The organism is Amycolatopsis sp. MtRt-6 (assembly GCF_017308975.1).
Taxonomy (GTDB): Bacteria; Actinomycetota; Actinomycetes; order Mycobacteriales; family Pseudonocardiaceae; genus Amycolatopsis.
In genome coordinates this window covers 181,161-193,281 of sequence record NZ_JADWPD010000001.1, presented here as the reverse complement: position 1 = coordinate 193,281, position 12,121 = coordinate 181,161, and the positions used below count along the sequence as shown (strand labels likewise).

The window sequence follows — 12,121 nt, the reverse complement described above, 5'->3', positions numbered from 1 at the left end:
CCTCATCGTCCGTATCGAGCGGACGTTCCCCACGCGGCATTACGCCACCCCCCTAGGCGTAATCCATTGTTCGGAGGTTGTCGTTCGGTGTCCACCGAACCGGACAGAACAACCCCAACGCACTAGACCGGGAAGTGGTCAATGCAGCACGACACTGGAGGGATCATGAAAACCACGATGAAGCGGGCCGGGGCCGCGGTGCTGGGCGCCGCCGCGCTGGCCGGCACCTTCGCGCTGGCCGGGGCCACCCCGGCGGCGGCCGACGAGGTGCCCAAGGGCGCCACCTACCACGTGATCGGGTCGGGCGAGGCGCTGACCGACCACGTCCAGACGTGGGTGACCACCCACTACGACAGCGACGACTGGCGGGCGAACGTCCGGGTCGACTACGGCCGCAGCGGTGCCTGGACGGTGTGCTCGGACGGCACCGAGAAGCACGGCCCGCTGCAGGGTCCGGGGTACTGGATCTTCGCCGGCAACTGCTACGGCAACGGCACGATCCGCACCTACGGCTGGTACGACGGCTGATCCACGCACGAACGAACGGGCCCTTCCCCGCGGGGAAGGGCCCGTTCCGCGTCAGTTCTTCGGGCCGCGGCGCGACCACGTCCACGCGTAGCCGGGGTCCTCGGACGCGTCGGCGGCCTCGCCGAGCTCCAGCGGCGCGAACGTGTCGACCATGACCGCCGTCTCGTCGAAGAACTCCGCGCCGATCGACGCCTCCGCCGCGCCCGGCTGCGGACCGTGCGTGAAGCCGGACGGGTGCAGCGAGAGCGAGCCGATCCCGATGCCCGAGCCCTTCCGGGCCTCGTAGTTGCCGCGCACGTAGAACATCAGCTCGTCGGAGTCGACGTTCGCGTGGTTGTACGGCACCGGGATCGCGCCCTCGTGGTAGTCGACCTTCCGCGGGCAGAAGGAGCAGACGACGAAGTTCGGGCCCTCGAACGTCTGGTGCACGGGCGGCGGCTGGTGCACGCGGCCGGTGATCGGCTCGAAGTCGTCGATGTTGAACACCCACGGGTAGAGGCAGCCGTCCCAGCCGACGACGTCGAAGGGGTGCGTCGCGTAGGTGTAGCGGGTCAGCCCGGCGCGGTGCCGCACGAGCACCTCGACGTCCTCACCGTCTTCCAGCAGCGGCTCGGACGGCCCGCGGATGTCGCGCTCGCAGTACGGCGAGTGCTCCAGGAACTGGCCCTTCGCCGACAGGTAGCGCTTCGGCGGCCCGATGTGGCCGCGCGCCTCCAGCGTGAAGAGGTTGACCTCGCCGTGGGGGACGACCCGGTAGGTGCACGACGTCGGGATCACGACGTAGTCGCCGTCGCCGACCTCGAGGCGGCCGTAGATGGTTTCGAAGGTCGCCGAGCCGCCGTGGACGTAGAACAGCTCGTCGCCGGCCGCGTTGCGGTACAGCGGGCTGGGCGCGGTCGCCGTGACGAACCCGATGGTGACGTCGTTGTTGCCGAACAGCCGGCGGCGGTCGGTCACCGCGTCGGCCGCGCCGCCGAACTTGAGGTCCTGCGTCTTGAACGCCCGCGGCTTGAGCGGGTGGTTCGGGGTGAGCGACCCGCGGTCTTCCGCGACCGCGACGGCGTCGACGATCGCCGTCGGCAGGCCGCGGTGGTAGAGCAGCGCGGAGTCGGCGGAGAAGCCTTCGACGCCCATCAGCTCCTCGGCGTAGAGGCCGCCGTCCGGCTTCCGGAACGCGGTGTGCCGCTTGTGCGGAATCTCGCCTACTCGCCGGTAGTAAGGCATCGACGTCCCCTTCTGACGTGTTCGTTGTGCGAACGATTTTGTCCTGATGTCGTACGCTACTAGCGTGTCAGTCGTGTCAAGCGCTGTGGAACTCACGCCCCCCGGCCCCCGTGGAATTCCTCCCCTGTTCGCGAGGCTCGTCGACGACTCGGCGCTCTTCCCTCCGGGCGACGCGGCCATGCCCGAAGCGCTGCGTGCGCACTTCGCGAGCCGAGGCTCCGAACACGCCGGTGTGCTGGGGGTTTTCCTCTGCCAGGCGTCGCGGCTGCCCGAGCTCATCACCGAGCTGATCAAGATCAAGCCGAAGCAGCCGCTGCCGCTTTCGCTGATCATCGACACCGGTCTCGGCGGCGTCCCGAAGGCCATCTCGATCGTCGAGTCGCGCAGTGAGCTGCTCGCGCTCCGGATGGTCGAGATGCCCGCGCCGTCGGACGTCGACGAGGTGTGGCTCGAGCGCGTCTCGGAGTTCGTGCCCGAGGACGTCATCCGGGTGGTCGAGCCGCGGCGCGGTGTCGGCTGGCTCGACGGCGTCCGGAAGGTGATCGAGCACGGCAGCTGGCCGAAGATCCGCTGCGGCGGGCAGGCGGGCGAGAACTTCCCGAGCGTCGACGAGGTGGCCGACTTCCTGGCCGTCGTCAGCGGGTCCACCGGGGCGTCGTTCAAGGCGACGAACAGCCTGCACCGCGCGGTCCGGCACACCGACCCGGACACCGGGTTCGTGCACCACGGCTTCCTGAACCTGCTCGTGGCCTCCGCGCGCAGCCTCGCGGGCGGCGACGTCCGGGGCGCCCTGGAGTCGACCGATGCCCAGGCGCTGGCCGACGAGGCCCGTGCGCTGTCCGAGCCGGCCGCGAAGGCCGTCCGGGCGCTCTTCGCGTCCTACGCGGCGGCGTCGTTCGAGGAGCCGGTCGCCGACCTGGGCGAACTCGGCTTGCTGTGACCAGCCGGGAGGGGTCGCTGACGCTCGACCGGGGCTTGGCGCTGCTGCAGGCGGTCGCCGACGCCGGCGGCGACGCGGCGACCATCTCCGAGCTGGCCGTGGCCATCGGGGCCAGCCGCGCGGCCGTCTACCGGCTGCTCGTGCCGCTGTCGGAGCGCGGGCTGGTCTGGCGCGACGGCACCAAGGTCAGGCTCGGCGTCGGGCTGCTCCGGCTGGCCGGGCAGGTCCTCCCGCAGCTGCGGGACGCGGCCGGCCCGGTGCTGCGCGAGCTGGCCGAGAAGGTCGGCGCGACCGCGCACCTGTCGGTCGCGCAGGGACCGCAAGCGCTTGCGGTGGCCGTCGTCGAGCCGTCCTGGACGAGTTTCCACGTCGCGTACCGCGTCGGCAGCAGGCATGCGCTGACCGCCGGCGCGGCCGGCAAGGCGATGACCCTGCGCCCGGGCGGCGACGGCTGGGTGACGTCGACGGGCGAGCTCCAGGCGGGAGCGTCCGGTGTCGCGGCGCCCGTCCGCGGCGTGCCGGGGCTGCGGGCGAGCGTCGGCGTCGTCTCGATGGAGCCGCTGAAGGCGGCCGAAGTGGGCCCGCAGGTCGTCGCGGCCGCCACCCGGCTCGCCGAGATCCTGAAGGCTGAGGGCTAGCGCCGCGAAACCGCCACCAGCGGCCGGACCATCGTCAGCAGCAGCGCGACGTCGACGGTGAACAGCAGGCGCTCGAACAGGCCGAGGGTCAGCGTGAAGACGAACCCGCCGAGCACCACGCCGACGCTGACGAAGCTCGCCGCGGCCAGGCGCCGGATCGTCGTCCGCCGCGGCTCCCACGGACAGCGCTCGCGGCCCTTTTTCGTGAGCACGAACGCGGCGGCGGGGAGCGCGACGAACGCCGTCAGCGCGGCGATGTTGTGGACCTGCCCGGCGAGCGAACGCGCCTGGCCGTCCGGGTCGACGGGCACGAGGCCGCACACGAACAGCCCGGCCGACCAGACGCCGAGCAGCACGCAGACGGCGGTGGTGCCCGGCCGGTGGGCCTTCGCGATGCCGGCGAGCAGTGCCACCGAGCCGAGGGACAGCGCCAGGCACATGACGCTGAACAGGGGAGCGGCCGAGGCCGTGCCGAGCTTGCCGTAGACGTACTCCGACAGCGTCTGCCAGATCGGGCTGACCTGGCCGGACAGGCGCAGGTGCAGGTCGATCGAGATCGTCACGGCGAGGCCGATGCCGCCGAGTGCGATCCGGCCGTGCAGCGGCGAGACCGCGTGTGTCTTCGGCGAGTTCACCTGGTGCTCTCCCTTTCGTTTCCGAAAGGTTACCCGGCGAACCTGTGAGGGATCGGTCAGAAAGCGAGCTGGAGCAGCGCGAACGCCGCGAATCCGGCGAACGCGAACCCGGCGCAGCGCTGGATCAGCTTCGGCCGGATCCGGCTGCGGAGCTTCGCGCCGATGAACACCGCGAGCCCGGCTACGACGACGAGGGCGCTGAAGGCGCCGACGCCGACGGCGAAGGGGTTGCCGATCCTGGCCGTGAGGCTCGCCGTGGCGAGCTGGGAGGCGTCGCCCCACTCGGCGGCGAAGAGCACGCCGAACGACGTCATCGCGGAGCGCGTGAAGGACAGCGCCGAGGGGCCGGAGCGCGAAGCGTCTTCGCCCGCTTCGTCGGCTTCGCTGAAGCCCTCGCGAAGGAGCATGAAGGCGCCGAGGCCGAACATCGCGGCGACGACCAGCGAAAGGATGACGTCCGGCAGTAGCGTCAACACGCTGCCGAAGGCGACCGCTATGACGCATTGCACGGCGAACGCGGCGCACACCCCGGCAAATACCGGCCAGCCGCGGAAACGGGTGGTCAGCACCAGGGTCGCGACGAGCGTCTTGTCCGGCAGCTCCACGGCGAGGACCAGGCCGAACGCGCTGATCAGCGCCACCATAGCGGCAGTCATGAGTATTTTTCGCCCCTTTCACTGCAACGATAAAGGGGACGTCAGGAAAACTGCAAGCAGATGGCTTCCGCGAAATTGCCGGATCGGCGGCCATGAATTTGACATCCAGGGGTGTCACACAATTTTTTTCGGTGCGCCGAATTTTTGGTTGTGGCCTGCGGTAGGTTCTCCGGCATGGGGTCAGAGGCGCGTGCTGCGCAGGTCGAAGAGGTCATCCGCCGGCTGGAAGCCCACTACGTCTTCCCGGACGTCGCCGCGAAGCTGGTCGAAGTGCTTCGCGCGCGTCTCGGCGAAGGCGCGTACGTCGACCTCGACGACGCGGAATTCGCGACGGCCGTCACAGCGGACCTGCAGTCGGTGAACGACGACAAGCACCTGCGGCTGCGCCACCACCTCGACCCGGTGGCCGAAGACGGCGACGCGGAGCTCGCCTCGGACGAATTCCGGCAGACGGCCGAGCTGGAGAACTTCGGCATCGCGGCGGTCCGGCGGCTGCCCGGCAACGTCGGCTACCTCGACACGACCATGCTCTACCCGCTCGACTTCGCGGCCGCGGCCGTCTCGGCGGCGATGACGCTGGTCGCGCCGGCCGACGCGTTACTGATCGACGTGCGGCACAACAGCGGCGGCGCCCCGGAGACCAGCGCGTTCCTGCAGAGCTACCTCGTCGACGAGCGGACCCACTACCTCGACATCTACGAGCGCGACGGCGACCGCGTCACCCAGATGTGGACGCTGCCGTACGTCCCGGGCCCGAAGTTCGGCGGCACCAAGCCGATCTGGGTGCTGACCGGGCCGTCGACGTTCTCCGGCGGCGAGGACCTCGCCTTCTCACTGCAGCGGCAAGAGCGCGCGAAGACCGTCGGCGAGCCGACGCACGGCGGCGCGCACCCGCGTGAGCAGTACAAAGTGGACACCTACTTGGACGTGACGGTGCCGGTCGCCCGGTCGTACGACCCGAAGTCGGGGGAGAACTGGGAGGGTGTCGGTGTGTCGCCGAACATCCCGGTCGCCGCGGACAAGGCCTTCGACACCGCGTACGCGCTGGCCCTGCGGCACGTCCTGGAGCTGGGCGAGGAAGGGCCGCGGCGGGTCGTGGCCGAGGAGGCGCGGAAGGCGCTCGACCAGCTGTAGGACGTTGGTCCCGCCACGAACGGGACCAGTTGATCTGGCCGGTCCGGCCACCCCGGAGCAGGCTGGACCACGTGGAGGTCCTTGAGCTAGCGCGGTGGCAGTTCGGCATCACCACCGTCTACCACTTCCTGATGGTCCCGCTGACCATCGGGCTGTCGATCCTGGTCGCGGCGATGCAGACCTTGTGGGTCCGCACCGGTGAGCCGCGGCACCTGAAGATGACGAAGTTCTGGGGCAAGCTGCTGCTGGTCAACTTCGCGATGGGCGTGGTGACCGGGATCGTGCAGGAGTTCCAGTTCGGGATGAACTGGAGCGCGTACTCCCGCTTCGTCGGCGACGTCTTCGGCGCGCCGCTCGCGATGGAAGGGCTGGTCGCGTTCTTCGTCGAGTCGACGTTCCTCGGCCTGTGGATCTTCGGCTGGGACCGGCTGCCGAAGAAGGTCCACCTGGCGTGCGCGTGGGCGTTTTCGCTGGCCACGATGGCGTCGGCGTACTTCATCCTGGCCGCGAACTCGTGGATGCAGCACCCGGTGGGCGTGACGTTCGAGAACGGCAAGCCGACCATGAACTCGATCTGGGCGGTGCTGACGAACAACACGGCTCTGGCCGCGATCCCGCACACCCTGGCCGGCGCGTTCTCGGTGGCGGCGGCGTTCCTGGTCGGCGTGGCCGGCTGGCACCTGTGGCGACGCGGCGATCATGCCGACGTCTGGCAGTCGTCGCTGCGCCTGGGCGGCTGGGTCGGCGTTGCCGCGTTCGCCGTCTTGGCGATCACGGGTGACGCCCAGGGCAAGCTGATGTTCGAGCAGCAGCCGATGAAGATGGCCTCGGCGGAAGCGTTGTGCCACACGGAAAAGCCGGCGAGCTTCTCGATCATCGCGATCGGCGACGTCTCGGGCGCGAACTGCGAGGACGTGAAGACGTTCAACGTGCCGGCGCTGCTGTCGTTCCTGGCGCACAACGACTTCACGACCGAGGTCAAGGGCGTGGAGAACCTGGTTTCGGAGTACCAGGCCAAGTACGGCACGAACTACCCGGACGACCCGGCCCTGGGTGCGCTGGCGGGCAAGCCGATCGACTACGTGCCGAACCTCCCGGTGACGTACTGGGGCTTCCGCATGATGATCGGCTTCGGCGCGATCTCGGCGGGCATCGGAGTACTGGCCCTGTGGCTGACCCGTCGCGGCCGCATCCCCCGCGGCCGCTGGTTCCCCTGGCTGGTCCTCGGCGGCATCGCAACGCCGTTCCTGGGCAACAGCGCGGGCTGGGTCTTCACCGAGATGGGCCGTCAGCCCTTCGTGGTGGTCCCCAACCCGACGGGCGTGGACGGCGTCTGGATGTTCACCGCCCAAGCGGTGTCAAGGCTGACGACGGGCGAGGTCTGGACGTCCCTGATCGCCCTGACAACGGTGTACGCGGCCCTCGGAGTGGTGGAGGTGTACCTGATGCGCAAGTACATCCGCGGCGGCGTGGACGCGGTGATGCCCCCGCAGAAGCCGAAGGACTCCGACAAACCGGGCGAGGACACCCTCGCCTTCGCCTACTGAGGAGCCAGGCAATGGACTCCAAGACAGCCCCCGCCGGTCCCGGCAGGGTTGCGGCAAAGTCGCTCGAGCAGTCGTGCTGCCGGGACCAGCCGGCCGCGGCAGCAGGCATGAACGAGCCGTTCACTGCACTGACGCCGGCTCCAACGCCCCTCGGTCACTCACGATGGGCTACCCGAGCGATCGGCTTTGGAGCGGTCCTTCCCGCGGCAAAGGCGGCCCCCGCCCTTCCCGGCAGAGTTCCGGCAAAGTCGATCGCTGGGCCCCTTCACCGAGTGACCAAGAAGCTTTCGCCGGCGCCGCGAATGACTCATTGGGGACTTCCGACGTCCCGAATGAGTCATTCGCGACGTACGAACCCGCGGCTGCTCCCGGCTGAGCCTGCCTGCTCGGACGGCTTTGCAGCGGTCCCTCCCGCAGCAAAGGCAGCCCCCGCCCTTCCCGGGGGGCGTCCCCGAACCCAGTGTATCGGCTCGGTCACTCTCCAGGGTTACCCACAGCAAATCTGTGGACAACTCGACCCGTTGTGGATAACTCACCGCGACCAGCCGACCGGAGGTGCCCGGTGACGCTCGAAATCGTCTGGTTCGTCGCCATTGCCTTCTTTTGGCTCGGCTACCTCTTCCTCGAAGGCTTCGACTTCGGCGTCGGCATGCTGCTGCCCGTGCTCGCCAAGGACAACACCGAGCGCCGCGTCATGGTCAACACCATCGGGCCCGTCTGGGATGGCAACGAGGTCTGGCTCATCGTTGCCGGTGGGGCCATGTTCGCCGCCTTTCCCGCCTGGTACGCCGGGCTCTTCTCGGCCGCCTATCTGCCGCTGCTGCTCGTGCTGCTCGCCCTCATCGGCCGCGGTGTCGCCTTCGAGTACCGCGGCAAGGTCGACTCCGACCGCTGGCGCCGCAGCTGGGACCGCGTCATCGTGCTCGGCTCCTGGGTTCCGCCGCTGGGTGTCGGCCTCATCCTCGCCACCACCGTCCTGGGCCTGCCCCTCGACGCCGAGGGCAACCGCGTCGGCTCCGCGTTCGCCGCCGTTCGCTGGGACACCCTGCTCGGCGCGGCCGCCATCGCTGCCTTCTCGATTGCCCACGGTGCCGCGTTCCTGGCCCTCAAAACCAGTGGTGACCTGCGGGAACGGGCGCGCACCCTGGCGTTGCGGCTGCTGCCGATCGCCATGGTGCCGATGGTCGCGTTCCTCTCGGTCGTGCAGTGGCGCTCCGGCACGTTGTGGACACTGCTCTCGTTTGTGATCAGTGCTCTCGCTGCGGTCGTCGCCTGGCTGCGGCTGCGCGCCGACCGCGACGGGCAGGCCTTCGCCGCGCTCGGCGTCGTCATCGCCGGGGCCGCGGTGGTCATGTTCGGCTCGCTCTTCCCGAACGTCCTGCCCTCGACCCTCGACGCGGCCAACACGCTGACCATCGAAGGTGCCGCGTCGAGCCCGTACACGCTGACCGTCATGACCTGGGTCGCCGTCTTCGGCGCCCCGGCCGTGCTGATCTACCAAGGCTGGACCTACTGGGTGTTTCGCAAGCGCATCGGCACCCAGCACATCCCGGCGGTCCACGCGCCATGAGCGAGCTTCCCGGGCGCGCAACCCTTTCCGCCTCGGAGTCCACAGTGGACTCGGCGCGGCCGGGAAAGGGCCCGCTCGGCGCGCTGCCGGCTCTCGTGCCGGCCGTGCGCCGGGCGCTGGCCCTGGTGGGCTTCCTGTCGTTCGTCAACGCCGCCGCGCTGGTGGCACAGGCATTCCTGCTCGCCGACGTCCTCGCGGCGATCGTCGGAGCAGGTTCCGGGGGACGCACCGCCCAGCTGGCCGCGCTGCTCGCGCTCGTCGCGACGCGCGCGTTGACCGGCTGGGCGGTGCGCACGGTTTCGGCCCGCGCCGCCGCGACCGCGCAACGCGAGCTGCGTGCCAAGGCCGTCGACCACGCGCTGCGCCTGGGTCCCGAGTGGATCGCCCAGCGTGGCCACGGCGAGCTCACCGCGCTCACCACCCGCGGCCTCGACGCGCTCGACGCCTACTTCCGCGAATACCTCCCCGCCCTGGTGACGGCGGCCGTCGTGCCCCTCGGCGCCGGGGCGGCGATCCTGTTCGCCGACTGGCCGTCCGGCGTGATCGTCGCGCTGACCGTGCCGCTGCTGCCGATGTTCGCCATCCTCGTCGGGAAGTACACCGCCGACCGCGTCGCCGGCGCGACCGACGCCACGCACCGGATGTCGGAACGGCTCCTGGAGCTGGTCCGCGTCCTGCCCGTGCTGACCGCGTTCCGCCGCGCCACGGCGCAGGGCGAGACCGTCCGGCGGCTGTCCGAACGCCACCGCCGCGCGACGCTCAAGACGTTGAAGGTCGCCTTTTCCTCGGCGTTCGTGCTCGAACTGATCGCGACGCTGTCGGTGGCGCTCGTCGCCGTCGTCATCGGCGTCCGGCTCGCCGGCGGCAGCCTGCCGCTGGCCATCGGGCTCGGCGTGCTGATCCTCGCGCCCGAGTGCTACCAGCCGCTGCGCGCGGTCGGCGCCGCCTTCCACGCCAGCGAGGACGGCGTCGAAGCGGTCCGGCGCGTCGCCGGCCTGCTGGCCATCCCGGTGCGTTCCGAAGGGACAGCGATCCCGTCGCCGGGCGAGCTGCGCGTGTCTTCCCTGCGCGTCGCGCGCCGCGGCGGCTTCGCGCCGGACGGCGAGTCGCTGGCGGTCCGCCCCGGCGAGACGGTCTGGCTCCGCGCCCCGAGCGGCGGCGGCAAGTCGACGACGCTCTCGGCCCTGCTCGGCTTCGTCCCGGCGCACGACGGCACCATCACGATCGGCTCGACGAACCTCGCCGACGCCGACCTCGCGCGCTGGCGCGAGCAGGTCGCGTGGGTGCCGCAGTCGCCGGTGTTCGCCGGCGGCACGGTCCGCGAAGAAGCCGGCTCCGACGCAGTTCTCGCCGAGCTGGGACTGGCCGGGCTCGAGGACCGGCCGGTTGCCCAGCTGTCACTGGGCCAGCGGCAGCGCGTCGCCGTCGCCCGGGCGCTGCATCGCATTCGCAACGGTGCTTGGCTGCTCCTGCTCGACGAACCGACCGCCCACCTCGACGAGGCGAACGCGCGCCTGGTGCTCGACGCGGTGCAGCGCGCGGTCGACAACGGTGCCGCGGCGATCATCGCGGCCCACGAGCGCACCGCGGCGGTCGACCTGCCGTCCGACGTCGCGCCCGCCGCCGACACGTCCACTGTGGACATCAAGGCCACGCCGCTGGGGTGGCGCGCGCTCCTCGACGGACGGCTCTTCGGCGGTGCCGCGCTGGGCGCGCTCGCGCTGCTGGCCGGCGTGGCGCTGACGGCGACGTCCGGCTGGCTCATCGCCAAGGCGTCCCAGCAGCCGCCGATCCTGACGTTGACGGTCGCGGTCGTCGGCGTCCGCGCGTTCGGGCTCGGCCGCGCGGGGCTGCGGTACGTCGAGCGGCTGGTCACGCACGACGCCGCGTTCCGCATCGCCGGCCGCGTCCGCGTGCGGCTGTGGAATTCGCTCGTCCGGCTCGGGCCCGCGCGGAGCCTGTGGGCCGGGGAGGGGCAGCGCCGGCTGGCCGGCGACGTCGACACCGTGCGCGACCTGCTGCCGCGGGTGGTGTCGCCGCCGCTGGTGGTGGCACTGGTCGCGGCCGGGGCGATCGCCGTGCAGACGTGGGTGCTGCCCGCGGCCGGCGTGACGCTGGCCGCGGCGGTCGCGCTCGGGCTGTGCGCGCCGTGGGTGGCCCTGCGCGCCGAGCGCCGGGCGACGTCCGCCCTGGCGGCCGGCCGCCGCGCGGTGGCCGGCCGGGTCTTGGTGATCTTCGAAGCGGCGGCCGAGCTGCTCGCGTTCGGAAAGGCGGGCGACCACCGCCGCGCCCTCGCGGACGCGGACACGCGGCTGGTGACGCAAGCGCGCCGGCAGGCGTTCGGCGCGGGCGCGGCCGAAGCGCTGGTGACGCTGGTCTGCGGAGCGGCCGCGGTGGTCAGCACGGCGTTCGCGGCGCAGGCCGTCGCGGCCGGGCAGCTCGACCCCGTCCTGGCGCCGCTGCCGGCGCTGGTGCCGCTCGCGCTGGCCGAGGTCCTCGCACTGCTGCCCCCGGCGGCACAGCACTGGGACACGCTGCAGCGCGCTCGCCGTCGTCTCGCCGACGTGCCGGCGGTGCTCCCGCCGGCCCCGGGGACGACGGTTGCGCTGCGGGGAGCGGATCTTGGCTGGCCGGGCGGCCCGGTCGTGCTGCACGACGTCGACCTCGAGCTGGCACCGGGTACGTACGCCGCGGTGGTCGGCCCGAGCGGGGCGGGCAAGTCGACGCTCGTCGCGGCGCTGCTGGGGTTCCTCGAGCCTCGCCGTGGGGTGGTGACCGTCCCGGAGACGGTGGCCTGGGCGCCGCAGGAGCCGATGCTCGCGGCGACGACGATCGCCGAGAACCTGCGGCTGGCCCGCCCGATGGCGACGGAGGAGGAGCTGCGCGCGGCATTGCACGGCGCGGCGCTGACCGACGTCCCCCTGGAGACGCTGCTCGGCAGCGGCGGCACCGGACTGTCCGGCGGTCAGGCCCACCGGGTGGCGCTGGCGCGGGCGCTGCTGGGAGCACCGACGGCGGGGCTGGTGCTGCTGGACGAGCCGACGGCGCACCTGGACGAGGTGACGGCCCAGGCGGTGCGCGCGCACCTGCGGGACGCGCTGGCGGGCCGGACGGTGGTGCACGTGACGCACGTCGCCGAGGAGGCAGCGGGAGCCGACGTGGTCCTCGAGGTCCGCGACGGCCGGGTCGTGACGCGGGTACCGGTGACGTGATCGATTCCCCCGGCGTCCTTGCCGTGCCGCCACCGCG

Annotated in this window: 10 protein-coding genes; 7 read left to right on the top strand and 3 right to left on the bottom strand. The window is 71.4% G+C overall.

Translation table 11 applies throughout. The features are described 5' to 3' along the window. The first annotated feature begins 165 nt into the window (after positions 1 to 165). Positions 166 to 528: a hypothetical protein gene (locus I4Q55_RS01020; RefSeq protein WP_206784096.1), complete on the top strand. Its 363-nt coding sequence runs from the start codon at positions 166 to 168 to the stop codon at positions 526 to 528. A 51-nt stretch (positions 529 to 579) separates the two neighbouring features. Here the strand turns inward: I4Q55_RS01020 and I4Q55_RS01015 are convergent, their stop codons facing one another. Further along, complete coding sequence (locus I4Q55_RS01015; RefSeq protein ID WP_206784095.1) at positions 580 to 1,752, bottom strand: homogentisate 1,2-dioxygenase; 1,173 nt, start codon at positions 1,750 to 1,752, stop codon at positions 580 to 582. A gap of 85 nt (positions 1,753 to 1,837) precedes the next feature. Between I4Q55_RS01015 and I4Q55_RS01010 the strand changes: the two genes are divergently transcribed. Next, positions 1,838 to 2,692 carry a hypothetical protein gene (locus I4Q55_RS01010; RefSeq protein WP_307793099.1) on the top strand — a complete coding sequence of 285 codons (855 nt, stop codon included), beginning with the start codon at positions 1,838 to 1,840 and terminating at the stop codon, positions 2,690 to 2,692. Next, on the top strand, positions 2,689 to 3,330 hold the full coding sequence (locus I4Q55_RS01005) for an IclR family transcriptional regulator (RefSeq protein WP_206784094.1): 642 nt from the start codon (positions 2,689 to 2,691) through the stop codon (positions 3,328 to 3,330). Before I4Q55_RS01010 ends, I4Q55_RS01005 begins: the two co-directional genes overlap by 4 nt. Here the strand turns inward: I4Q55_RS01005 and I4Q55_RS01000 are convergent. Next, on the bottom strand, positions 3,327 to 3,965 hold the full coding sequence (locus tag I4Q55_RS01000; RefSeq protein WP_206784093.1) for a DUF998 domain-containing protein: 639 nt from the start codon (positions 3,963 to 3,965) through the stop codon (positions 3,327 to 3,329). The two genes, I4Q55_RS01005 and I4Q55_RS01000, sit on opposite strands and share 4 nt — an antisense overlap. A gap of 56 nt (positions 3,966 to 4,021) precedes the next feature. Beyond that, positions 4,022 to 4,609 (bottom strand): TMEM165/GDT1 family protein, encoded by a 588-nt coding sequence (locus I4Q55_RS00995; RefSeq protein WP_206784519.1) that lies wholly within the window; start codon positions 4,607 to 4,609, stop codon positions 4,022 to 4,024. A 186-nt stretch (positions 4,610 to 4,795) separates the two neighbouring features. Between I4Q55_RS00995 and I4Q55_RS00990 the strand changes: the two genes are divergently transcribed. From I4Q55_RS00990 to cydD, 4 genes are all read left to right on the top strand, one after another. Next, positions 4,796 to 5,755, top strand: coding sequence for a S41 family peptidase (locus I4Q55_RS00990; RefSeq protein WP_206784092.1), 960 nt, complete (start codon positions 4,796 to 4,798; stop codon positions 5,753 to 5,755). A 71-nt stretch (positions 5,756 to 5,826) separates the two neighbouring features. Beyond that, the gene (locus tag I4Q55_RS00985) at positions 5,827 to 7,302 is read left to right on the top strand and encodes a cytochrome ubiquinol oxidase subunit I (RefSeq protein WP_206784091.1); all 1,476 of its coding nucleotides are present in this window, start codon (positions 5,827 to 5,829) and stop codon (positions 7,300 to 7,302) included. A 562-nt stretch (positions 7,303 to 7,864) separates the two neighbouring features. Further along, a complete protein-coding gene (gene cydB / locus I4Q55_RS00980; RefSeq protein WP_206784090.1) occupies positions 7,865 to 8,872 on the top strand; it encodes a cytochrome d ubiquinol oxidase subunit II in 1,008 nt (335 codons plus the stop codon). Further along, positions 8,869 to 12,084 (top strand): thiol reductant ABC exporter subunit CydD, encoded by a 3,216-nt coding sequence (gene cydD, locus I4Q55_RS00975; protein ID WP_242545095.1) that lies wholly within the window; start codon positions 8,869 to 8,871, stop codon positions 12,082 to 12,084. The genes cydB and cydD overlap by 4 nt, the downstream gene beginning before the upstream one ends. Positions 12,085 to 12,121 lie beyond the last annotated feature (37 nt).